At 66.2% G+C, this 23,769-nt stretch carries 17 protein-coding genes and 3 pseudogenes; 14 read left to right on the top strand and 6 right to left on the bottom strand.

Annotated elements, in window-relative coordinates; all coding sequences use genetic code 11:
* Positions 1–33: 33 nt before the first annotated feature.
* On the bottom strand, positions 34–552 hold the full coding sequence (locus KY499_RS04645; RefSeq protein ID WP_219886325.1) for a DinB family protein: 519 nt from the start codon (positions 550–552) through the stop codon (positions 34–36).
* A 671-nt stretch (positions 553–1,223) separates the two neighbouring features.
* Here KY499_RS04645 and KY499_RS04640 point away from each other — a divergent pair.
* The 3 genes from KY499_RS04640 (at position 1,224) to KY499_RS04630 (ending at position 3,022) form a co-directional block, all read left to right on the top strand.
* Positions 1,224–1,718, top strand: coding sequence for a DUF222 domain-containing protein (locus tag KY499_RS04640; RefSeq protein ID WP_258191057.1), 495 nt, complete (start codon positions 1,224–1,226; stop codon positions 1,716–1,718).
* Entirely contained in the window at positions 1,693–2,463 is a 771-nt protein-coding gene (locus KY499_RS18705) for an HNH endonuclease (RefSeq protein ID WP_375141116.1), read from the top strand. Before KY499_RS04640 ends, KY499_RS18705 begins: the two co-directional genes overlap by 26 nt.
* Positions 2,464–2,638: 175 nt before the next feature.
* Positions 2,639–3,022, top strand: a complete 384-nt coding sequence (locus tag KY499_RS04630) for a VOC family protein (protein WP_123256402.1) — start codon at positions 2,639–2,641, stop codon at positions 3,020–3,022.
* Between the two features lie 73 nt (positions 3,023–3,095).
* On the opposite strand, the gene KY499_RS04625 is transcribed toward KY499_RS04630, so the two are convergent.
* Positions 3,096–5,618, bottom strand: a complete 2,523-nt coding sequence (locus tag KY499_RS04625) for a DNA topoisomerase (ATP-hydrolyzing) subunit A (protein ID WP_219886324.1) — start codon at positions 5,616–5,618, stop codon at positions 3,096–3,098.
* A 66-nt stretch (positions 5,619–5,684) separates the two neighbouring features.
* On the opposite strand from KY499_RS04625, the pseudogene KY499_RS04620 reads away from it, so the two are divergent.
* The 3 genes and pseudogenes from KY499_RS04620 (at position 5,685) to KY499_RS04610 (ending at position 10,386) form a co-directional block, all read left to right on the top strand.
* A pseudogene (locus KY499_RS04620) lies at positions 5,685–8,376 on the top strand (GNAT family N-acetyltransferase).
* A 44-nt stretch (positions 8,377–8,420) separates the two neighbouring features.
* Positions 8,421–9,164 (top strand): DUF5998 family protein, encoded by a 744-nt coding sequence (locus tag KY499_RS04615; protein WP_123256405.1) that lies wholly within the window; start codon positions 8,421–8,423, stop codon positions 9,162–9,164.
* A 1-nt stretch (position 9,165) separates the two neighbouring features.
* Positions 9,166–10,386, top strand: coding sequence for an alkaline phosphatase family protein (locus KY499_RS04610; protein ID WP_219886323.1), 1,221 nt, complete (start codon positions 9,166–9,168; stop codon positions 10,384–10,386).
* Positions 10,387–10,534: 148 nt separating this feature from the next.
* Here KY499_RS04610 and sepH read toward each other — a convergent pair whose 3' ends face one another.
* Positions 10,535–11,881: a septation protein SepH gene (gene sepH / locus KY499_RS04605; RefSeq protein ID WP_258190963.1), complete on the bottom strand. Its 1,347-nt coding sequence runs from the start codon at positions 11,879–11,881 to the stop codon at positions 10,535–10,537.
* 334 nt (positions 11,882–12,215) lie between these two features.
* Here sepH and KY499_RS04600 point away from each other — a divergent pair, with 334 nt between their 5' ends.
* The gene (locus KY499_RS04600; RefSeq protein ID WP_219886322.1) at positions 12,216–12,515 is read left to right on the top strand and encodes a DUF4193 domain-containing protein; all 300 of its coding nucleotides are present in this window, start codon (positions 12,216–12,218) and stop codon (positions 12,513–12,515) included.
* A gap of 88 nt (positions 12,516–12,603) precedes the next feature.
* Here the strand turns inward: KY499_RS04600 and KY499_RS04595 are convergent, their stop codons facing one another.
* Positions 12,604–13,089 carry a DUF3093 domain-containing protein gene (locus KY499_RS04595; RefSeq protein WP_219886321.1) on the bottom strand — a complete coding sequence of 162 codons (486 nt, stop codon included), beginning with the start codon at positions 13,087–13,089 and terminating at the stop codon, positions 12,604–12,606.
* Between the two features lie 94 nt (positions 13,090–13,183).
* Between KY499_RS04595 and dut the strand changes: the two genes are divergently transcribed.
* The 4 genes from dut to KY499_RS04575 all read left to right on the top strand — a co-directional run bounded on the left by dut (position 13,184) and on the right by KY499_RS04575 (position 15,726).
* Positions 13,184–13,675 carry a dUTP diphosphatase gene (gene dut / locus KY499_RS04590; RefSeq protein ID WP_123256409.1) on the top strand — a complete coding sequence of 164 codons (492 nt, stop codon included), beginning with the start codon at positions 13,184–13,186 and terminating at the stop codon, positions 13,673–13,675.
* Between the two features lie 161 nt (positions 13,676–13,836).
* Positions 13,837–14,568, top strand: a complete 732-nt coding sequence (locus KY499_RS04585) for a DUF3710 domain-containing protein (RefSeq protein WP_123256410.1) — start codon at positions 13,837–13,839, stop codon at positions 14,566–14,568.
* The gene (locus KY499_RS04580; RefSeq protein ID WP_219886320.1) at positions 14,561–14,995 is read left to right on the top strand and encodes a hypothetical protein; all 435 of its coding nucleotides are present in this window, start codon (positions 14,561–14,563) and stop codon (positions 14,993–14,995) included. Before KY499_RS04585 ends, KY499_RS04580 begins: the two co-directional genes overlap by 8 nt.
* Entirely contained in the window at positions 14,992–15,726 is a 735-nt protein-coding gene (locus tag KY499_RS04575) for a DUF3159 domain-containing protein (protein ID WP_123256412.1), read from the top strand. The genes KY499_RS04580 and KY499_RS04575 overlap by 4 nt, the downstream gene beginning before the upstream one ends.
* A 45-nt stretch (positions 15,727–15,771) precedes the next feature.
* Here the strand turns inward: KY499_RS04575 and KY499_RS04570 are convergent, their stop codons facing one another.
* Both KY499_RS04570 and KY499_RS04565 read right to left on the bottom strand, forming a co-directional pair.
* Positions 15,772–16,512 carry a TrkA family potassium uptake protein gene (locus KY499_RS04570; RefSeq protein ID WP_123256413.1) on the bottom strand — a complete coding sequence of 247 codons (741 nt, stop codon included), beginning with the start codon at positions 16,510–16,512 and terminating at the stop codon, positions 15,772–15,774.
* Positions 16,513–17,185 (bottom strand): annotated as a pseudogene (locus KY499_RS04565) (potassium channel family protein).
* Positions 17,186–17,374: 189 nt separating this feature from the next.
* Here KY499_RS04565 and KY499_RS04560 point away from each other — a divergent pair.
* From KY499_RS04560 to KY499_RS04550, 3 genes and pseudogenes are all read left to right on the top strand, one after another.
* Complete coding sequence (locus tag KY499_RS04560) at positions 17,375–19,351, top strand: APC family permease (RefSeq protein WP_183164581.1); 1,977 nt, start codon at positions 17,375–17,377, stop codon at positions 19,349–19,351.
* The gene (locus KY499_RS04555) at positions 19,351–20,730 is read left to right on the top strand and encodes a class I SAM-dependent RNA methyltransferase (RefSeq protein WP_219886319.1); all 1,380 of its coding nucleotides are present in this window, start codon (positions 19,351–19,353) and stop codon (positions 20,728–20,730) included. The genes KY499_RS04560 and KY499_RS04555 overlap by 1 nt, the downstream gene beginning before the upstream one ends.
* Positions 20,731–20,882: 152 nt before the next feature.
* A pseudogene (locus KY499_RS04550) lies at positions 20,883–23,697 on the top strand (aconitate hydratase).
* Positions 23,698–23,769: the final 72 nt, after the last annotated feature.

The following is a 23,769-nucleotide window of genomic DNA, read 5'->3' as shown; positions in this document are numbered from 1 at the left end:
GGCAACCGGCCAGTCTGTCGCTGCCTTCGCAGGCTATCCGTCCACGTCGTGGAGGTGATGGACGACGTCGTGCAGGAAATACTGTGCGAACGTCAGGACAGTGAATATGGAACCGTTGCTGCGTGTGCCTTTGCGGCCCCACTCTTCCTCCCGGACCAGGGCGAAGGACGCGGCGATCTGTTCGCCCTCTGTGGTCAATGCGGTACCGACCTCTGTCGGGTCGGCGCTGATGTAGTCCTGTTCCACGGCCGCCAGGTCCTGGTCCCAGTCATCAAACCGCGCATCGTCCTCTGTGAGCATGAGGGACAGGCGGTGGTCGAAGAGAGCGAAGACGTCCCGGACGTGGCAACCGTACTCGAGGACGGACCACGTGCTCTCGTCGGGGCGTTCGGCCGCGTCCGGCCGGCGCAGTGCCGCACGCCACCGCGGGAGCATGCTCGTGAGAACTCCGGGCACGGTCGCCGGGGTTGTTGCGGAAGCGTCAAAGCCGCACTCGGGGCAGGGCCGCGTGAGCACCCAGGTCCAGTCCTTGGAATCGGGAATGATAGGCATGCCAGCAGTCTAAGGGCATTTTCCTGACCCGATATCCACATCTCTGGCGTTGTGGACATCCGGCGATCGGCGCCGGCTGGACGGTGTCCCTGGTTTCGCGGATCCGGCTGCTATGAGGGCCGCGCGTACGCGCGTTGCTCAATTTTGTCGTACCCCTTTGGCAGGGTGGAGTTATGGAAGCCGTTGGTGGGTTCTTACCGGATTCAGATCAGGATAAGCCCGATCTGGACAGGATTCTTGTGCTGGCCCGGGCCGTCGCTGAGACCGTGCTGTCAGACTCCGCACTTCTTCGAAGCCTCTAATTTCGCCGGCCACGTGGAGGACCTTTCCCGCACGGTGGATTTCCTGCAGCTTGTTGCTGCCGCAGCAGTAGACCGGACTCGCAAGGCCGCGGCCTTGGCTCAGAAAGCGACTGCAGGGTGGGGCGCGGAGCCGTGGTCGGGGGCGGATGCCGGCTGGCTGACCGGCTGGACCCAAGAACCAAAGTCCGAACCCGACGGCGGATCCGGCGGCGCGATTGAGGCGAAGTTTGCAGACGCGCCAGGCAAAGGCACAAATGGAGTGGCTGAGGTGCTGGGTGAAGGGGACCGAAACCCGGCCGACTTCCTTCGGGCACGGCTGCGGTCAGCGCATCCGAGGCCAAACGCCGGCTTGCCCTCGCGGCCGAAGTCCTGCCCCGGTCGGGCATCGCGGGCCTGCCCGAGCCCGCGGCACGGCCGGAGGTCGCCGCAGCCGTGGCCACCGGGAATATCGCCTCGCACGCCGCGACGATCATCACAATGTCCCTGGACAGGGTCCGGCACACGGCCGGGCCGGAGGCCGTTGCCGGGATGGAACATGCCCTGACCGTGACGGCGGCCGAAAACGACCATGACTTCCTGGCCCGGGTAGCCAAGCACTGGGCCGATGCCCTGGACCAGGACGGCGGCGAACCTTCCGAGGAAGTCCTTCGGCAACTGCAGGGCGCGTTTGTCCGGAAACCCCGGCGCGGGCTTCACCATCTGGCAATCTTCGCCACAACCGATCAATACGAGCACCTTCTCACAGTGATAAATGTCGCCACCAACCCCCGCGTAGGGCGGGCCGCGACACCGGCCGACACGGCCCCCGGCTCAGCGGCCGACGACTGGGACAGGGACGGTGAACGGGGACGACCGGGCTGCTGACCGGCTGGACCCGCGCTCGCGGCCCCAAAGACTCCTCGACGGGCTTGTTGGTGCCTGCAAAGCGGCTCTCGCGGCGGGCATCCTGCCCGCTGCGGGCGGGCTCCGCCCCCAGATCATGGCCATCATCAACTACCGGGATCTTTTCGATCGGTTCGGCACCGGAGAGCATGGCACCTACGGCACGTACGGCATCGAGGACTCCCACGGCACCACCGGCGCCCAGATCCCGGACGTTATTGGCTCCGACACCGGCACCGCTCACGACGCCGGCACCGCTCACGACGCCGGGACCGCTCACGACGCGGGCAGCGCGATCGGAACCGCAACAGCGGCTTCGTTTCTTTTCACCGGGCCGGTCACGGCGTCCACGATCCGGAAAATTGCCTGCGACGCCGGCATCATCCCCGTCCTCCTCGGCGGCGAGGGCCGGATCCTGGATATCGGCCGCGCCTCACGGGTCTTCCCGCCCCACGTCCGCAAAGCCATTACCGCCCGCGACCAGGGCTGCGCCTTTCCGCGCTGCACTATCCCGGCGCCCTGGTGCGAAGCCCACCACATCACCTACTGGTCCCGCGGCGGCAGCACGGGAACTGACAACGGGACCCTGCTGTGTTCGCACCATCACCACGTGATCCATAAGGCGCAGTGGACTATCCAGATGCGTACCGGGATCCCGTGGTTTATCGCGCCCCCACACCTGGACCCTCGCCAACAGCCCCGAAGAAACCACTATTTCTGCAGCTGAACTGCTTCATTAGGGCTGCCAGGACCGGACGCAAAACCGCCTCCTCATCCGGCGAAGTTGGCGCTGGGCAGACCCGGGAAAGCCAGCTGCAAATGGTCCACAGATTCCCGGGCTCGCGAGGCGCCAAACGGAGTAAAGTTCGTTCCGGGGGGTGGGCCTGGAAAGGAACACAGCCATGCTGAAAGACAAGTGGGTCGGCTCCGTGTTGCCGGCCGCCGATATCACCCGCGCGCGCGATTTCTACCGCGACAAACTCGGGCTCGAACCGGATAACCCAGATGCCGAGGACAACGTGCAGTACAAGTGCGGCGATGGAACAGGATTTCTGATCTACCAGACGTCAAACGCCGGTTCAGCCAAGAACACACAGATCGGCTGGATCGTCGAGGACATAGCGGCCGCCGTTGCGGAGCTGCAGGCTACGGGCGTCGTCTTCGAGGAGTACGACTTTCCGGGTTTGAAAACGGAAGGCGGCATTGCCAGGATGCCTGACGGAAGCGCCGCAGCATGGTTCCTGGACAGCGAGGGAAATATCCTCAGTCTGAACTACATGCCCTAACGCGCCGGTTCAACTGCCGCAGGGTATCAAGACGTGGCCAGCCACGGAAGCGTGGCTGGCCTTGTGCGCGTGCCTAGTCATTAGCCCCGGGCGCCGGCTCCCAGGCCATGCTCGGGCCGATCGCATCGATGGCCTGGGACAGCGGAATGCCCGATCCGTCTCGCCTGCCATGTTCGCCGGGCAGGGACCGGGCCACCCCGGCGGAGGAGGATGCCTTCGCTGGGCCGTGTCCGGCCCACGCGATAAGGAGGGTGTCCTCGCCCTTGAGGAAGCGGTGCGCCCGAACCCCGGCAGTGGCGCGCCCCTTCGCCGGGTATTCGTTCAGTGCCGTGACCTTGGCGGCCCCCGGGGCGGTGCCAGGCAAGGCGCCGTCGGTCCCCGCGATGGTCACAACGACGGCGGCCGCGTCGGCCGGCGCGGTGGCGCCGAAGAACAGCACCCGGTCACCGGCGGCCAGCTTGATTCCCGCCATTCCGCCCGCGGTCCTGCCTTGCGGCCGCACCACTGAGGCGCTGAAGCGCAGCAGTTGCGCCTGCCGGGTCAGGAAAATGAGGTCATCGTCGTCGGAACCTGCGGGCGCCACGCCCACTACGGTGTCCTTGTCCTTGAGCGCGATCACCTCCCAGTCTTCGCGGTTCAGCGGGTAGTCGGGCTGCACGCGCTTGACGACGCCCTGGGCCGTGCCGATCGCGAGGACCTGGTCCAGCGGGGCGAAAGAAACGAGCGATTCGCCCTTGAGCAGAGTGATGAAGTCCTTGGCCGGGACGCCCCCGGCCATGTTCGGCGTTCCGGACGTCGGCGGCAGCACCGGCATGTCCATCACCTGCAGGCGCAGCATCCGGCCTTGGGAGGTGACGGCGGCGATCTCACCGCGCGCCGAGGTGTTCAGTACCGAGGTGAAGACGTCATGCCGGGTCCGCGGTCCTGCCTCGGCGAGGCTGTCCTGGTTGGCGGTGCGCGCGATCTGGCCGGAGGCGGTCAGGATGGCCCAGCACGGATCGTCGGTGATTTCCAAGGCCAGGGGAGCGGCCTTGCCTTTTGCCCCGGGGGCCGCGGCCAGGGCGGCGGCGACGGTGGGGGAGACCGCCTCGGATTCAAGCAGTACGGTGCGGCGCGGGGTGCCGTATTTCTCGGCGATGCTGGCGAGCTCATCGGACACGAGCCCGCGGAGAAGCTCCGGTGAGGCGAGGATTGCTTCGAGCTCCGCGATCTCGCGGCGCAGCTCGTCCTGTTCCTTCTCCAACTCGATCCGGGAGTACTTCGTGAGCTGCCGGAGCCGGAGCTCCAGGATGTAGTTGGCCTGGATTTCGGAGAGGTCGTAGATGGACATCAGCCGGGCCCGGGCCTCGGCGGCCTCGTCGGAGGACCGGATGATCTGGATGACCTCGTCGATGTCGACGATGGCTATAAGAAGACCCTCCACCAGGTGCAGGCGGTCCTTTTTCTTGCCCAGGCGGAAGGCGGTCCGCCGGCGCACCACGGTGATGCGGTGCTCCACGTAGACGGTGAGCAGCGGCACGAGGCCGAGCGTCTGCGGCTGGCCGTCCACCAGTGTGACGTTGTTGATGCCGAAGGAGTCTTCCATCGGGGTGAACCGGTAGAGCTGCTGCAGGACGGCGGTGGGGTTGAACCCGTTCTTGAGTTCGATAACGAGCCGCAGGCCGTGCTTGCGGTCTGTCAGGTCCACGACGTCGCTGATGCCGGTGAGCTTTTTGCCGTTGACGGCGTCCTTGATTTTCTCGATGACCTTTTCCGGCCCGACCATGTACGGCAGCTCCGTCACCACCAGGCCGGTGCGGCGGGCCGAGAGCTGCTCAATCTCCACCTTGGCCCGGGTCTTAAACGAGCCGCGGCCGGTGGCGTAGGCGTCACGAATGCCGTCCAGGCCGACGATCCGGCCGCCGGTCGGGAGGTCGGGGCCGGGGATGAACCTCATCAGGTCCTCGAGGGTGGCGTCCGGGTGCGCGATGAGGTGCCGGGCGGCGGCAATGACCTCGACCAGGTTGTGCGGGGCCATGTTCGTTGCCATGCCCACGGCGATACCGGTGGCGCCGTTCACGAGCAGGTTGGGGAACGCCGCGGGCAGGACCTCGGGCTGGGTGAGCTGGTTGTCGTAGTTCGGGACGAAATCAACGACGTCCTCGTCGAGGTGGTCGGTCAGGGTCAGTGCCGCCGCCGCGAGCCGTGCCTCGGTATATCGCGGGGCGGCCGGACCGTCGTCGAGCGAGCCGAAGTTTCCGTGGCCGTCGATCAGCGGCAGCCGGAGGGAGAAGCCCTGTGCCATCCGCACCATGGCGTCGTAGATCGCGGTGTCGCCGTGCGGATGCAGCTTGCCCATGACCTCGCCCACCACGCGGGCACTCTTGACATGGCCGCGGTCCGGGCGGAGCCCCATCTCGCTCATCATGTACAGGATGCGCCGCTGGACGGGTTTCAGGCCGTCGCGGGCATCCGGGAGGGCCCTGGAGTAGATCACCGAATAGGCGTACTCCAGGAACGAGCCTTCCATCTCGGAAGTGACATCGATATCGACGATGTTTTCGACGAAATCAGGGCTGGCGTCCCCGGCGGGGGGCGTGGTTTGGCGGCGGGCCATGAGGCTGGGGGTCCTTTTCAAGGGGGCTGAACGGGTACTGCGAAAGTTTATGACTAGGCTAAGCCTATGGTGGATCAGCCCGCGGGCGGCATATATCCGGAATACTGGGAAGCCGACGTCGTCCTGCGCGACGGTGGAACGGCCCATGTGCGCCCGATCCACCCCTCTGATGCCCAGGCCGTGCAGGCCTTCCATACGGGACAATCGCAAAAGTCGATCTACATGCGCTTCTTTGCGTTCAAGGCCTCGTTGTCCGGTAAGGAGCTCCGGCGCTTCACGGAGGTGGACTACCGCGACCGGGTTGCCCTCGTCATCACCATCGGCGGGGAGATTCTCGGGATAGGCCGCTACGACCGTCTCGACAACCCGGCAGAGGCCGAAGTCGCCTTCAACATCGCGGACGCCCACCAGGGCCGGGGCATCGGCTCCATCCTCCTCGAGCACCTCGCCGCAGCTGCCCGGGAAAACGGCATCCGCATCTTCAGCGCAGAGGTGCTCCCGGAAAACCGCAAGATGCTGATGGTGTTCGCTGACGCCGGCTATGACGTCAAACGCCACTACGACGACGGTGTGATCAGCCTCGAGTTCAACATCGACCCCACGGACAAGTCCCGCACCGTGATGGAGGCGCGGGAACATCGCGCTGAGGCGCGCAGCATCCAGGAACTGCTGGCACCGTCTTCCGTGGCGGTGATCGGGGCCAGCCGCACCTGGGGCGCCGTGGGGTACCAGTTGCTCGAACACATCATCGAAGGCGGATTCACGGGTCCGGTTTACGCCATCAACCCGGAGGCCATGGAACTCGCCGGGATGCTGTCCTTCGCCCGCCTCGCTGAGGTTCCTGGACCGGTCCGGCTCGCTGTCATCGCCGTGCCCGTTGAGGAAGTCCCCGCCGTCGTCCGGGACTGCGCCGCCGCCGGCGTCAAAGGAATCGTGGTGGCCACGGCAGGATATGAGGACGACGGCGACCGCGAACTCGCCCGTCAACGGGAGCTCGTGCGGCAGTCCCGCGCCAACGGGATGCGGGTGATCGGCCCCGCCTCGCTCGGGATCGTCAATACCAACCCGGCGGTGTCCCTCAACGCCTCGATGGCGCCGGACCTTGCCCGCCGCGGCGGCCTGGGGCTCTTTAGCCAGTCGGCCGCGATCGGCGTCGCTCTCTACGCCGCCTCCAGCCGCCGCCGCCTGGGCATCTCCACCTTCCTCTCTGCCGGCAACCGCGCCGACGTCTCCGGCAACGACATGATGCAGTACTGGGAGGACGACGCCGACACCACTGCGGTAGGCCTCTACCTCGAATCCATTGGCAATCCAAGAAAGTTCTCCCGGCTGGCACGCCGTCTGGCCCGGACCAAGCCGGTGATCGTGGCCAAGTCCGACGCCATGGGACTGAACCTGCCGCCAGGCCATGCCGTCCGCACCACGCTGGCGCCACCCGAGGCCGTCGACGCCATGATGCGCCAGGCGGGCGTGATCCGGGTCGAGACCATGGAGCAACTCATGGACGTCGCCCAGATCGTCGCGTGCCAGCCGCTGCCGCAGGGGCCGGGCGTTGCCGTCTTCAGCAACTCCCGTGCCCTGGGCAAGGTCGTGGCGGACAGCGCGGCCGCCCACGGCCTCGGCGTCGAAGGCATTGTCACCGACGTCGATCTCGATGCCGGTATGTCGGTAGCCCTGCCGGCCCTGCGCCGGGCCCCTGCAGGAAGCCCTGGGCCGGGACGATGTCCACGCCGTCGTTGTGGCGCTTCTCCCGGCCCGCGGACTCACCGTGGAAAAGATCGCCGGGGCGCTCGCTGAATGTTCCGAGGCGGCGGGAAAACCCGTGGTCGCCGCCTTCAGCGGGATCCTTGACCCCTCGATCTACGTCGAAGGCATGGTGGGCCCCGGCGCCGGGGCCAGCACTGTGCCCTGCTATTCCAACCCCGGAGCCGCCGTGTCCGCGCTCGCCGCTGTCGTCCGCTATGCCCGCTGGCGGGACCGTGACCAGGGCCTCTTCGTGGAGCCGGACGGTTGCGACCCGGACGCCGCCAGGGCCGATCTGGAGCGGCTGCTGCACACGGTGGGCGGAGAGCAACTGGTCCGGCTTGACAGCGCGGCGGCAGCCGGGCTGCTGGCCCGCTACGGCATCAGCGTTGTCCCGTCCGAACGCTTTGACACTGCGGAGGAGGCCGTGGCGGCCGCAGACCGGCTGGGCTGGCCGGTGGTACTGAAGACTACGGACCCCGCCCTGCGGCACCGGCTGGACCTGGGCGGGGTGCGGCTGGACATCCAGGACGCCGGGTCGCTGCGGCGCAATGTGCTGCAGATGCGCAAAAAGCTGGAACGGTACGGTTCACCGGCCCTGGAGGTGCAGACTATGGTTCCAGTCGGCCAGGCCTGCACGTTCCGGGCCGTCGAGGATCCACTCCTCGGGCCGGTGATCTCCTTCGGGCTGGCCGGCGACGCCGTCAACCTGCTTGAAGACTGGGCCCACCGGGTGCCCCCGCTTTCCGGTACGGACCTGCATGACTTCGTCAGGGCTCCCCGCGCGTCCCGCAAACTTTTTGGCTACCAGGGGCTGCCGGCCGTTGACGTCGCCGCACTGGAAGACCTCGCCTCCCGGCTGACAAGACTCAAGGATAACCATCCGGAAATCGCCCTCATAGAGTTCAACCCGGTCCTGGCGGGCCCCGACGGCGCCTCGATACTGGCGGCCGACGTCCGGATCGCCAATGCCGCCCAGCGCACCGACACGGCCCGCCGCGCGATGCGGGACTGACTGCGGGTTAGCATGTCCCGGGCCGATCTGTGAAAATGGAATCCATGACCTCCCAGCCTCAACCGTCCAAGCCCGAGGCGCCCGCATCCGGACTCCCGGCCACGCGCCAACATGGTCCCCACGACCACAGCGCGCAGGGTCAGAGCCTGGAAGGCGCCCTGCAGAAAGCCGGGTTCTACCCCCGCCTCGTGGCCGATGTCGTCGCCGACGCTCTCGACGGCCGCGACTGCGTAGCGCACCTGGTCCATCTGGAAACACACTTTGACCGGGCCGAAGTCCGCCGGCACATCACCGTGCTGGTGTTGACCGAGGACATGCTGGTGATCACCCACGTCGATGACCAGCAACTCGACGACGCCGGCGAACAGACCGTTGCCCAGGTCTCGACCGAATCCGTTCCCGTAACGCAGATCCGCTCGGTGGTCCTGAGCTACATGTACGCCCAGCCGCAGGACTACAAGCCCTCGGATCCCGTCCGTGAGGTCACGCTGTCCATTGCCTGGTCAGGCGGCCAGCGCCTCGACATGGGCCCGGCGAGTTGCGGGGATCCGCAGTGCGAGGCGGACCACGGCTACACCGGCAGCATCGCGCAGGAAGACATCGTGCTGCGCATCAGCGCCGAAGCGGACGGGCTGCAGGCCGTTCAGGACGCCAAGCTGTTTGCCCGGGCGCTCCGCGCGGTGAACACCGGTTCCGCCGCTCCAGCGCTGCATTCCGTCCCCGGGATGCCGCCGCGCCCCCGGATGGGCGTTTTCGCCAACCGCCTGAGCCGCGGCCATCAGCGCTGAGATGGCTGAGGTCAGCGAGCCCAAGCCGCTCGCCGTCCCTGCCCACCCGGAAATGCCCCCCGCCCCGGCCTTCGGCCAGCGTTCCGTTGCCGAGGTGCTCACGAGTGCCGCGGCCAGCCTGGGCATTCCCGGTTTCGACAACGCGTTGAAGCTGCCGGCCGCCAAACGCGTGTGTGTCGTTCTGGCCGACGGTCTGGGCCGTAACCTGCTCAAGCAGAAATCCGCGCACACTCCGTTCCTGCGCTCCGTGATGCAGGCCGGGCAGGGCAACGTGCCGGTTTCGCTCGACTCCGCGTTCCCCTCCACCACTGCCGCATCGCTGGCCAGCTTTGGCACCGGACTGCCGGCCGGCCAGCACGGGCTGGTGGGATATGACGTCCTGGACCCCGACCAGGACCGTGTGGTGAACATGCTCGGCAACTGGGACGCCGGCGTTGATCCCGAACAGTGGCAACCGTTTCCGACCGTCCTGGAACGGGCCGCCGAGCACGTCGACGTGGTCACCGTCAGCTTGCCCCAGTTCGGAAACTCGCCGATGACCCGGGCGGCACTCCGCGGTGGCCGCTTTGTCACCGGAGTTACCTCACATGCCAGGACCGAAGCGGCAGCGGACGCAATGGCCGGCGGGGCGTCGCTGATGTATTTTTACGTCAACGAACTCGACAAGGCCGGGCACCGCCACGGCTGCCAGTCTCCACAGTGGGAACACCAGCTTGAAGAGCTCGATGCCACCATGCTGCGGCTCAACGCCACGCTGCCGCCCGGAACCACGATCCTCCTGACTGCCGACCACGGCATGGTTGACGTGCCCGAATCACAGCGCATCGACTACTCGGCCGAGCCTGAGCTCATCGCCGGTGTCCGGCACACCGCCGGGGAGCCGCGGATGGTTCATATGTATCTGTCCGATGCGGCCGATAACACCGCCCCGGGACGCCTGCTGGAAGCCTGGCGGGCCCGTTTCGGAGACCGGATCTGGGCGTTCACCCGTGAAGAAGCGATTGCCGGCGGGCTGTTCGGTGCCGTCCGGCCCGAGGCCGCCGGGCGGATCGGCGACGTCATGATTGCCGCCCGCGACGCGTTGGCGCTTTATGACAGCAGGCGGGTCCGGCCAAGCGCACTGGAAGTGGTGGGACAGCACGGTTCGCTGACAAAGGCCGAACGGGAAGTACCGCTGCTGTACTTCCGCGCCGAGGGCAAAAAAGCGCCACGCCGCCGCTAGCGGTACCGCCGGACCGTGGCGGCCCTGGCATTAGCGGCCCGGATCCTGGCGGCCTAAGGCCTGGCGGCCCAGGACCCTGGTTACGGACGCCCTGGTTACGAATGCCCGGAACGTGCAGCGTCAGTCGCCGCGGGTTCCGAAGACGATCTCATCCCAGCTGGGGACACTGGAACGCTTGGGCTTGCCGGGCTGGCGCTCCGGCTGTCCCGCATCCGCTTCGCGCCGGGGCGACTGGGTCTCGCGTTGCTGGCGGCGGGATGGGCCCCCCGCCGAGGAGTTCGTCCAGCCCCGGGGTGGACGTCGGCGCCTGGCCGGCGGGCCGCAACTTTGAGGCCGCTATGGTGATCTCGCGCGTTTCGGTACTGACCCCGTCGTGCAGCGTCAATGTGGCGTCCGGGTCCGGGAGACTCGGTGCCAGGGTGAGCCGGGACATCAGCGCCGCCCGGCTGTTGCGGCGGGCCTCGAACGAGTCCGGTTCAGCCTTCGCTGGTTCGTCGGGTTTCGCGTCCGCTGCGCCGGGATCCGATTCCGCAGCGGTGGCCTCGACTTCGCCGGCACCGGTCTCTGCGGGCTCCCCCTCAACCACTTCCGACGGCCGGGGGTGGGCGGCCGGAACGCTGTTGGCCATAAGCATCGCGAGGGCGTCATCGGCATCCTCGTCCATGCCCATTCGCTGCCCGCGCCGGGACCGCAGCATGTCAAGCAGCCCGTCGGCGTCCCGTTCCTGATGGAGGCGGTCCTGCTGAAGCAGCAGCTGGTGGATCATGGAGTGCTGTTCGGCGGCCGTTCTGGCTGCGGCGTCGGCGTCTGTCTCAAAATCAAAGGGCCGGTCGGAGACGGCCGACAGCCGGCGTCCAGGAACGGGGCCGTCCAAGGGTTCGAGTTCGCTGAGCTGCTGCGCCCACCGGTTGGCGTTCTGCAGCGACTTACGGGCTGGATTGAACGTCCACATGGCCGGAGGCTCTTCCCCGATGGCGGACGGACCGCCGGGCTTCGGTTCGAAGCGTGCCACGACATTCCAGCTGCCGTCCGGGCGCCGCCACGAGTCCCACTCGAGCGTTGAGGGTTCGACGCCGTAAGCCGTAAGCCGGTGCTTGACCATATCCTCGAGTGATGCGGGGTGGTCCCCGAACACGGAGCGGTAGGCGTCGTGGCCTGGAGCGGGGGAGGCCACCTCTACCTTTCGGGCCTGCCCGGCGACGTGCTCGCGCTCGGCCAGGACGGGACCTTCGTAGCGTTGGACCTTGGCCAGGGGGATACCGGAGATTTCCGCGACGTCAGCCGCTGTGGCGCCGGCACGGATCCGGGACTGAATATCGCGCGGGGAAACAGTGACCGGTGTGTTGCCGGCAGAGGAAGCCGATTTCGCCGCCGCCCGGCTTGCTGCCGTCCGCAGTGCTTCGTCGATGGGCAGCCGGAAAATCGCGCCGCCGGTGCCACTCAACAGAAGGTGATTTCCGTCGTCGTGGACGCCTACAAGCCGTAGATCCTGCATTCAATCCTCCACCCTGGCATTACTAACAATCGAAACTCTGCCACCCGCGGGCCTCATTTCCCGTGAGGACGGCAGGCGCGCCGTCATTTTCCGCGGCCGTTCCGGCATTTTCGCCCGCTTCCGGTCCGTCACGAAGCACTGGCGTACGGGGAGGGCGGATGGCTCTGGCTTTCCGTGGATGCTTAAGCAAAAATGTCCCGACACCGGGCACAAAAACCGCACGTCCGGCGTTGATATCGGTGAACCGATCCCGGACTGCCAGGGGCTGCCAGCCGGCCGGTTCGTCCCGCGAAGGCGCAAACAATCGACCGATCCGGAGTGTGAGCAAGCAAAAATGGCGACAGACTACGATGCGCCGCGGAAGACCGAAGAGGACATCAGCGAGGACTCCATCGAGGCGCTTAAGGCCAGGCGTACCGAAAAACCCACGGCCGTTGTGGATGAAGATGAATCGGAGCTGGCTGAGGGCTATGAACTACCGGGCGCGGACCTGTCCGGGGAAGAGCTGTTGGTCCGGATTCTGCCTGCCCAGGCGGACGAGTTCACGTGTGCGTCCTGCTTCCTGGTCCGCCACCGTTCGCAGATCGCCCGCGAAAAGGGCGTCCTCAAGTACTGCATGGACTGTGAAGGCTAGCGTTTCCGTTCCGGAACGCCAGGACCGGACCGCCAGGACCGGAGCGTCGAGACCGGACCGCCAGGACCGGAGTGTTGGAAGTGAAGCGTCAGGACTTGAGCGCCGCGATCAGCCGCTCCGGGTGCCGGGTGGACGTCAGCCAGTACGGCGTGCGGTCCGACGGGTCCGTGATCTCGATGTGGACCACCGGGTCGATCCAGCCCCGGATGCACAGAAACGCGAGTCCGTTCAGGCGGGTGCCCCGCTCGGCTGTGGCTTCCTTGCCGCGGAACGCCGCGGCATCGCCCAGGAAACGGCGTTCGATAGTGGCCCGGCCTACCTGCAGCGTCGAGCGCGTCACCGTGATGGCAGGGGTGGACAGGACCAGCAGCACTGCAATGATGACAAACAACACGGCGGCCGCAGTCAGGCCCGTCCCGAAGCTGATTGGTGCCAGGACAAGGATCCCCGCGCTTGAGAAGCCCGCCGCGATCAGCCAGATCCAGGTGTTGGGCCAAAGCTTCTCCGTGTAGAGCACGGCGGCGTCACTGGGGACGCTCTGGGAGGCAGACGGAGTTACGCTGAAATCGGGCATAGGCCCAGCTTTCCACTTTTCCCAGGGGATTTCATCTTGATGGCCGCCCGGCTCCAGTAGGCCGCCTTCCCCGCTGGCGTTAGAGTGAGGGACTGTGACTGAAGAAACAGCCGGCATTCCGGAGTATGGAACGCCCACCCTGACCGTGCAACTGAAAATGCTCGACGACGGACTCGAACCACCGTCCTACGCGCACCCGGGTGACGCCGGTGCCGACCTGCGGGCCCGGGTCGATGTTGTCCTGGCGCCGGGCGAGCGGTGCCTCGTTCCGACCGGCGTCTCCATCGCCCTCCCGGATGGTTTCGTCGCCCTGATCCATCCGCGGTCCGGCCTCGCCACCAAGCACGGCCTGACGGTGGTCAACGCTCCCGGCACGGTCGACGCCGGCTACCGCGGTGAAATCGCAGTGACGTTGCTGAATACGGACCGCACCCAGACGATCAAACTGCGTCGCGGCGATAGAATTGCACAACTGGTCATTCAACGTGTGGAGTACGCAAGGTTCCTGCCCGTCGAGGAGCTTGACGGATCGGTCCGCGGCGCAGGCGGGTTCGGCTCCACCGGCGGCTTCGGCGCCCAGGCCTGAGTCCGGGTCCCGCACGGATTGACGTCTACGCAGGCGAACTGTGCAGGCAAACGCAGGGAAATTTGAGCAGGCGCCGCACCCGGGACAGGGCCGGCGCCCCGCGGACCGGCGCCAGGGCGGCATCGGGCGGCGGCACAGGATCACTACAAAGGAGACAACCCATGGTTTTTGGGCGTGGCAGGAAAGCCAAGCAGGAACAGCTGACAGACTCCGGCGACGCTGCGGATACTGCTGTTGAAGAATCCGCTGCGACAACCGCCAGCACGCTTGCCGGCGGCGGCGAACGAGGCGCCACGGGTCCGTTTGACGTCTCGGAAATCGACAACCAGAACGGTTACGTGGACCTAGGAGCGCTCCTGATTGCGCCGACCGAGGGCCTGCAGCTCCGCCTTGAGGTCGAGGAAGCCTCCCAGCGGGTCGTGGCGGTCACTTTGGACCTGGCGGGCTCAAGCCTCCAGCTTCAGGCTTTTGCCGCGCCGCGCTCCGAAGGACTCTGGGACGAGATCCGCGAGCAGATCGGCCAGTCCGTCGGCGGCCAGGGCGGCCAGGTGGAGGAGATCGAGGGGAGTTTCGGTACCGAACTCATCGCCAAGCTTCCGGCCAGCGGTACTGACGGTAGCCAGGGATACCGGGTCGCCCGCTTCATCGGCGTCGACGGTCCCCGGTGGTTCCTGCGGGGCGTTCTCGGCGGCGACGCCGCAATCAACCGCGACGCCGCGGCGGGCCTTGAAACGCTCTTCCGGCAGGTCGTGGTCATTCGGGGCGAGAATCCGATGCCGCCGCGTGATCTGCTCCAGCTCCGCCTCCCTAAGGACTCCGCAGCGCCGTCGCCGCAGCAGGCCCCGGAATTCGGACAACCCGACCGTGGGCCGGAGACCACCCAGATTGGCTGACGCCCGCAGGGACTCCGCCGTGCCCCTCGCCGTGCGGGCGCTTCCAGACCGCGGACGCGTCGTCTGCCGTGGCTTCATCGAATCCGTCACGTACGTGCCGGCAGTCCGCGTCGCGGCATTTACGGCGATCCTGGTCGACCATGACGCCCGGGCCGGCACGAAGAAGTCCGCCGCCGCCGCCGCACGGGCAGGCCTGGCCACCGGGGTGGTCCCTGCCGTCTCTTCACCCAAGGGACGGGCCAGTGTCCGGTCCGGGATTCCGCGGCCCAAGGACCGTCTTCGGGTCATCTGGCTGGGCCGGCGCCGCATCCGGGGCGTCAACGCCGGCACGGAGCTCCGGCTTGAGGGTATGGTCACGCTGCGTGACGGGCTGCCCACCATGTTCAATCCCCGCTACGAAATTCTCTCCGGACAGGAAGACCTATGACCGTCCCCGAACATCCCGAGCGGACAACGCCGCAGCAGGACGACGACGCCGTCGCCCCGCCCACGGTGTCCCGGATGGCCGAAGGGTACGCCGCGAAAGCCGGGCTGCACCGGTCCAGCAACGGAAACATCGACGTTCTCAAAAGCGCCGGCGGCGTCCAGGGCATTGCCGAGAGCATTCTGCCCGGCCTCGTGTTTCTAGTGACTTTTACGATCACCCGCGAGTTGTCAACAGCCCTGGTCTTCGCGCTTGCGGCCGCAGCGGCGTTCACCGTCGTGCGGCTGGTCCAGCGCCGGCCGCTGACACAGGCCCTGGCAGGATTTGTTGGCGTCGGCCTGTCTGCCTGGTTCGCCAACTCCACGGGCAAGGCGGAAGATTTCTACGTCCTCGGCTTCTTCACCAACGCCGGGTACATCCTGGTGATGGTGGTCTCGATTGCCGTGCGCTGGCCTGTTGCCGGGCTGCTTTTTGGCTTCATCCGGAACGAAGGGCTCGAATGGCGCAAGCACCAGGCGCGGTTGAGGGCCTACCGGATCGGCACCTGGGTCATCGTGTTGGTGCTGGCCCTGCGGCTGCTGGTTCAGGTGCCGCTGTACCTGATGGGCGAATCCGGCCTGACCGGACTGGCTACCAGCCGGCTGATCATGGGTGCGCCGCTGTACATTCTTGGTCTGTGGGTCGCCTGGCTGCTGACAAAGCCCACCCCGGCGTCCGGTTCAACCCCAGGCTGACCCGCAGCGGGTGTCGCTGCAGGCCAGCCAGCGGGGTGGTGCCCGTCAGCCGTCGAACCCGTCGTCGTCTCCGGCCGGCGGGACAACGGGACCGGCATGCTCCGCGGCGGGCTCCTCGTCGCTGGCTGACTCGGGGGCGAGCAAGGCACGCAGGTCATCCTCGGCCGCGATTGTCGTAACGAAAAACAGTTCATCTCCACCGTCGATCACGTCATCGCGGCTAGGGGTGATCGGCGCCTGGTCCCGCAGGATCGCCACCAGCGTTGAGTCCTCGGGCCAGTCAACGCCACCCACCGTCAGGCCGATCACGTGCGAATCATGCGGGACGGTGAACTCGACCAGGGAGGACACTCCGGTCTGCAGCGTCAGCAACCGGACGAGGTCGCCAATCTCCACCGCTTCCTCCACGAGTGCGGTCATCAGTTGCGGGGTGTTGACCGCGACGTCGACGCCCCACGAATCGTCGAACATCCAGTCGTTCTTCGGGTTATTGACCCGGCCAACCGTGCGGCCAACGCCGAATTCCGTCTTGGCCAGCAGCGACACCACCAGATTGACTTTGTCGTCGCCGGTGGCGGAGACCACGACGTCGGCGTCCTCCAGTTTGGCGTCCTGCAGGGTGCTCAGCTCACAGGCATCCCCGACCAGCCAGTGGGCGCCGCGCAGCCCGCTCTTGCCAATCACTTCCGGTTTCACATCAATCAGCAGGATTTCATGCTTGTGGGACAGCAGCTCACGGGCGATGGAGGACCCGACGCTCCCCGCGCCGACGATGACGACTTTCACTCAGGACTCCTTAGCCGGGGATTTAGCGAGAATGTGGGCAACCTCGGAGCTGCGGTCCACGCTCAGCATGGCGTGGACCGTGTCGCCGTCCTGGTACAGAGTTCCGGCCGCCGGCAGAATGCCTTCTCCGAACCGGGTCAGGTAGGCGACGCGGACTCCGGCGGCCTTCTCGATAACGAAAATCGGATGTCCGACCCAGCCGGGGTCGAGATCCACCTCGGCCAGGACCAGCCGGCCCGACGGATCCCGGAAGTCGCCGGCCAGGTGCTGTTCCGGAAGGATCCGGCGCAGTACCTGGTCCGCGCTCCAGCGCACCGCCGCTACCGTGGGGATACCAAGGCGCTGGTAGATCTCGGCGCGGGCCCGGGTCATAAATTCTCGCGACAACATGAGGGACGTGGAACGTCTCGCGGGCCACCCGGGTAGCCAGGATGTTGGAATTGTCACCGCTGGAGACTGCCGCGAAAGCGTAAGCATCTTCTACGCCGGCCTGCTTGAGCGTCTCCCGGTCGAAGCCGACGCCGGTGACCTTGCGGCCGGAGAAGCCGGTCCGGAGCCGGCGGAAGGCACGGTCGTCCTGGTCGATGATGGCCACGCTATGGCCGGCGTCTTCCAGCGTGTGTGCCAGGGTTGCCCCCACCCGTCCGCATCCCATGATCACGAAGTGCGCCACACAGGCCTCCTCTTTAGTTTTGCGTCTGAATACTGCTGAGAACTCTACCGGCCACGGGCGTTGGATTGCCCGCAGCGGGCCTCCGCCGGTCCCGTCCGCGGCCGGGAGGGCGCCCGCTGGGGGCGGAGGCGCGGGCCGACGGTTTTGGACCGTCATGACATCGCGTCCGAATCAGACTAACTTTGTCTGGTGCTGACAATTCTCAATGCCGTAAAGCGGGTGCTCGTCGGCAGGCCATTCAGGAACGACCGGCTGGCCCACACCCTGCTGCCGAAGCGGATCGCGCTTCCCGTGTTCGCCTCCGATGCCCTGTCCTCTGTGGCGTACGCTCCGGATGAAATCCTGCTGACGCTGGCCCTGGCCGGCGTCAGTGCTGTGGCGTTCTCGCCGTGGGTGGGACTCGCCGTGATGGTGGTCCTGCTGACCGTCGTCGCGTCCTACCGGCAAAACGTTCACGCCTATCCCTCCGGCGGCGGCGACTATGAAATCGCGAACGTAAACCTTGGCAAATACACCGGCCTCACCGTTGCCTCGGCCCTGCTTGTTGACTACGTCCTGACAGTCGCCGTGTCGATGTCCTCGGCAGCGACGTACCTGACCACTGCCGTCCCGTCGCTGCACGGCCAGCAGGCCGGCATCGCCGTCATCGGCGTAGTTATCCTGGCCATCGTGAACCTGCGCGGCATCAAGGAGGCCGGCAGCGTCTTCGCCGTTCCGACGTACATTTTTATGGCCTCCATCCTGGGGATGACATGCGTCGGAATCTTCCAGGCGGCGACCGGCCAACTCGGGCAGGCGCCGTCGGCCGCCTTCGAAATCGTGCCCGCCGCCGGTTTTGACGAAGGACTCGTGGGCCTGGCCGGCGCCTTCTTGCTGCTGCGGGCTTTTTCCTCCGGCGCCGCCGCTTTGACCGGTGTCGAGGCAATCAGCAATGGCGTGCCGAACTTCCAGAAACCCAAGAGCAAGAACGCGGCCACCACGCTGCTGCTGCTTGGCGTGATCGCCTCGTCCATGCTCGCGGGCATCATCTACCTCGCCAACGCCACCAAAGTGCACATTGTCCTGGACCCGGCGAAGGAGTTCCTGCTGGACGGGAAGCCGTTGCCGGAAAACTACATCCAGAGCCCGGCAATCAGCCAGATCGCCCAGACCATTTTCGGCGCCGGGTCCATCCCGTTCTTCTTCGTGGTTGCGGCCACCGGCGTCATTCTGGTGTTCGCCTCCAACACGGCCTTCAACGGCTTCCCCGTCCTTGGCTCGATCCTTGCCCAGGACGGCTACCTTCCGCGCCAGCTGCGCACCCGCGGCGACCGGCTGGCCTTCAGCAACGGGGTCCTCGCCCTGGCTGCCGGCGCCCTGGTGCTGATCATTGCGTTCAACGCCGACGTCACGAAACTCATCCAGCTGTACATTGTGGGCGTCTTCATCTCTTTCACGGCCAGCCAGCTCGGCATGGTCCGGCACTGGGGCCGCGAACTGAAACTCTCCCGGGACACCGCGACGAGGCTGCGAATCATTAAATCCCGCACCATCAACATGATCGGATTCGGCATGACCGCACTCGTGCTGGTCATCGTCCTGATTACCAAATTCGAACAGGGCGCCTGGATCGCGTTGCTGGCTATGTTCGTGCTGTTCCTCATCATGTGGAGCATCAAGGCGCACTACGACAACGTCGCGAAGGAACTCGCCGTGGACGAGGACTCCTCGCCGCGGGCGCTGCCCACCCGGGTGCACGCCGTCCTGCTGGTCTCGCACGTCCGCAAGCCGGTCCTCCGGGCCCTCGCCTACGCCCGTGCCTCCCGGCCATCCCGGCTGGATGCGATCACCGTGGACATCGACTCGGAAGAGACCGAGCAGACGCTCATGGATTGGGAAAAACTGGAAATCCCGGTGCCGCTCACGATCCTCGCCAGCCCGTTCCGCGAGACCGTAACCCCGATTATGGAGTACATCAAGAACATGCGCCGCGACTCGCCGCGTGACCTGATCGTCGTCTACATTCCTGAATATGTCGTGGGAAAGTGGTGGGAGCAGCTCGTCCACAACCAGACCGCACTGCGGATCAAGACCCGTCTGCACTTCGAGCCTGGCGTTATGGTCGCCAGCGTCCCGTGGCAGCTGAAATCCTCCGAAGAAGCCAAGAGACTGCAGGACAACACCTAATGAGCCAAGCCCCCCGGAACACCGACCACACCGAACTTGTCCTTGAGGTGGGACCCGTCGCCCACGGCGGGCACTGCGTTGCCCGGCACGAGGGCAGGGTGGTGTTCGTCCGGCATGCGATTCCCGGCGAGAAGGTCCGGGTCCGGCTCACGGACGACGGCGCAGCCGCCAAATTCTGGCGCGCCGACGTCGTGGAAGTCCTCGAAGCGTCACCGGACCGGGTGGAGCATTTCTGGGACCTCGCGGATTCCGGCCGCTCCTGGTCCCACCGGCACCCGCCGGTCGGCGGCGCCGAACTGGGCCACATCTCACTGGAACGCCAGCGCAGCCTGAAAGCCGAGGTGCTGGCCGAACAGCTCAAGCGCCTCGCCGGCGTCGAACACCCGCTGGATGGCGGTCCCAGCGTGGAAGCCGTTGGCGGCGCCACGGGGGAGTCCGGCGCACAAACGCGGGCCGGACTCGGCTGGCGGACCCGCGCTGGATTTGCCGTGACGCCGTCCGGCAAACTGGGCATGCACGCGCACCGCTCCGATGCCGTTCTGCCCGTCCGCGAGATGCCTCTGGCCGTGGATGGCATTAATGCCCTTCGGCTCTGGGAGCTGGACCTGCAGGGGATTGAGCGTGTTGAGGTCGCCGTGCCCTCCAACGGTTCCCGCCCGCTCGTCCTGCTGGTTCCCGCCCCGGGGACCCGGGCCAAACGGCTCAGCGCCATCCTGCATCAATTGCCCGACGACGTGTCTGTGGCGAGCTTTGATCCCGTCAAGGGGGAGGTGCTGCAGTTGCGCGGCCGCACTTTCGTCCAGGAGGCAGCGGCCGGCCACGACTATCGCGTCACCGGCGACGGTTTCTGGCAGATCCACCGCGATGCCCCGGAAACCCTCGTGGGGGCTGTCACCGGATTCCTGCACGACGGCGGCTTCCTCGCCCCGGGCTCTGTGGTGGCTGACCTGTATGCGGGCGCCGGGCTGTTCACAGCGCCACTCGCCGACACAGTGGGAGTCACGGGATCCGTGCTGTCGGTCGAGGGCTCCCCGGGAGCCAGCCGTGACGCGCGGAAAAACCTGCATGACTTTGCCCAGGTGGAGATCGTGCAGGGGCGGGTGGAACGGGTGCTGCGGCAGAAACCACGCAATTTCGACGCCCTCGTGCTGGATCCGCCCCGGGCAGGTGCCGGCAAAGCCGTCGTGGAGCAGCTGATGAGTGCCGGACCCCGGGCCATCGCCTACGTCTCCTGCGATCCGGCGTCGTTTGCCCGTGATCTTGGGTATTTCCAGCAGGGCGGCTGGGAATTGTCCGGGCTGCGGGCCTTTGACCTGTACCCGCACACGCACCACATGGAGACTGTGGCGTTACTGACCCCGCAGGGGTCAAACCACTAGGATGGACGAAGTAGTCCGTCGTCGCGCTTCATTACGACTGATCCCACTTTCTGCACGCGATCGTTTCGGCGCGTGCCTTAGTTAGGCTCCCCTAACTAGTAAGGGATTGGCGGCGCGGCAAAGATAAAACTGTTGCGAGAGGAGTCCTGCGAATGAGCACTGTGGACAGCTTCGGTTCAAAAGGCAAACTTAATGTTGCCGGTGCCGAATACGAAATTTTCCGGTTGAACTCCGTTGAAGGTGCAGAAAACCTTCCGTTCAGCCTCAAGGTATTGCTTGAGAACCTGCTGAGGACAGAGGACGGCGCCAACATCACCGCCGATCACGTCCGCGCCCTGGCAGGCTGGGATCCCAACGCGGAGCCCGACACTGAGATTCAATTCACGCCGGCGCGCGTGATCATGCAGGACTTCACCGGCGTGCCCTGCATCGTGGATCTTGCCACCATGCGTGAAGCCGTCAAGGAGCTCGGCGGCGACCCCAAGCGGGTCAACCCGCTGGCGCCGGCGGAAATGGTCATCGACCACTCCGTGCAGATCGACGCCTTCGGCAACGCCGGAGCGCTCGAGCGCAACATGGAAATCGAATACCAGCGCAATGGCGAGCGTTACCAGTTCCTGCGCTGGGGCCAGACCGCGTTTGACGACTTCAAGGTCGTCCCGCCGGGAACCGGCATCGTGCACCAGGTCAACATCGAGTACTTGGCCCGCACGGTCATGACCCGAGAGGTTGACGGCGCCCTCCGCGCCTACCCGGACACCTGCGTCGGGACCGACTCGCACACCACCATGGTTAACGGCATGGGCGTGCTCGGCTGGGGCGTGGGCGGCATCGAAGCCGAGGCCGCCATGCTGGGCCAGCCCGTTTCCATGCTGATCCCGCGGGTCGTGGGCTTCAAGCTGACCGGGTCCATCCCGGCCGGAGCCACCGCCACCGACGTTGTCCTGACCATCACCGAGCAGCTGCGCAAGCACGGCGTGGTCGGCAAGTTCGTGGAGTTCTACGGTGAAGGCGTCGCGGCTGTGCCGCTGGCAAACCGTGCCACGATCGGCAATATGAGCCCGGAGTTCGGCTCCACTGCTGCGATGTTCCCGATCGACGACGTCACCCTCGAGTACCTGCGCCTCACCGGCCGGTCCGATGAGAACGTCGCCCTGGTTGAGTCCTACGCGAAGGAACAGGGCCTCTGGCACGATCCGTCGCGTGAGATCAAATTCTCTGAGTACCTCGAACTGGACCTGTCCACCGTGGTGCCCTCGATCTCAGGCCCGAAGCGCCCGCAGGACCGCATCATCCTCACGGAGTCCAAGGCCCAGTTCCGCCAGGACCTTCGCAACTACGTGAAGGAAGAACTCGTCGGCGGCAGCGTTGACGAAGCCCTCGACGAGTCCTTCCCGGCCTCGGACACGCCGTCCTTCACGGCCACGAAGACGCACCTGACGGACGAGGCGCCGCACCCGCACGGACCCTCCGCCAACGGCCGGCCGAACAAGAAGGTCAGCGTCAAGACTGCCGATGGCCGCGAGTTCGAGCTGGATCACGGCGCGGTCTCGATTGCCTCGATCACGTCCTGCACAAACACGTCCAACCCCTCCGTCATGCTTGCCGCTGCACTGCTGGCACGCAACGCAGTGGAAAAGGGTCTCACCTCCAAGCCGTGGGTCAAAACCTCCGTGGCTCCGGGCTCGAAGGTTGTCACCGACTACTACAACAAGTCCGGCCCTGACTCCGTACCTGGAGAAGCTCGGCTTCTTCATCGTCGGCTACGGCTGCGCAACCTGCATCGGCAACTCCGGTCCGCTCGACGCGGAAATCTCCGAGGCCATTCAGGCCAACGACCTTTCCGTCGCCGCAGTGCTCTCCGGTAACCGTAACTTCGAAGGCCGGATCAACCCGGACGTCAAGATGAACTACCTGGCCTCACCGCCGCTGGTCATCGCCTACGCCCTGGCCGGAACCATGGACTTCGACTTCGAGGCCGATGCCCTGGGCCAGGACGAAGCCGGTAACGACGTCTTCCTGAAAGACATCTGGCCGAACCCGGTCGAAGTTCAGCAGGTCATCGATTCCTCGATCGACAAGGAAATGTTCGCACGCGGCTACGAGGGCGTCTTCGACGGAGACGAACGCTGGAAGGCCCTCGACACCCCCGCCGGCGATACGTTCGCTTGGGACGAGGATTCCACGTACGTCCGGAAGCCCCCGTACTTCGACGGCATGCAGGCCACCCCGGATCCGGTCGCGGACATCAGCGGCGCCCGCGTGCTGCTCAAGCTTGGCGACTCCGTCACCACCGACCACATCTCCCCGGCCGGTTCCTTCAAGTCGGACACCCCGGCCGGGCAGTACCTGCTGGCCAAGGGTGTGGAGCGGAAGGACTTCAACTCCTACGGCTCACGCCGCGGCAACCACGAAGTGATGATCCGCGGCACCTTTGCCAATATCCGGATCAAAAACCAGCTCCTCGACGGCGTCGAGGGCGGGTTCACCCGTGACTTCAGCCAGGCTGACGGACCGCAGGCCTACGTCTACGACGCTGCGCAGAACTACCAGGCAGCCGGCACCCCGTTGGTGGTGCTGGCTGGCAAGGAGTACGGTTCCGGTTCGTCCCGCGACTGGGCAGCCAAGGGCACCGCGCTCCTGGGTGTCAAGGCCGTTGTGGCCGAGAGCTACGAGCGCATCCACCGCTCCAACCTGATCGGCATGGGCGTCCTGCCGCTGCAGTACCCGGCCGGCGAGTCCGCTGCCAGCCTGGGCCTGACCGGCACGGAAACCTTCGCCGTGGAGGGCGTCACCGCCCTGAATGAAGGCACCACGCCGAAGACCCTCAAGGTCACGGCCACCGCCGAAGACGGTACCGTCACGTCCTTCGATGCGGTCCTGCGCATCGACACCCCGGGCGAAGCGGACTACTACCGCAACGGCGGCATCCTGCAGTACGTGCTGCGCCAGATCTCCGCCAACTAGGCGGAATCCTGACCGGCGGCAGCCGCCGGTCAGGATGGTAACGCGCTAAATGGTCCCGGCCGGTCACTGACC

The sequence above is a fragment of the Arthrobacter sp. PAMC25284 genome, assembly GCF_019443425.1.
Taxonomy (GTDB): domain Bacteria; phylum Actinomycetota; class Actinomycetes; order Actinomycetales; family Micrococcaceae; genus Arthrobacter; species Arthrobacter oryzae_A.
This window is presented reverse-complemented; position numbering and strand designations above follow the sequence as displayed.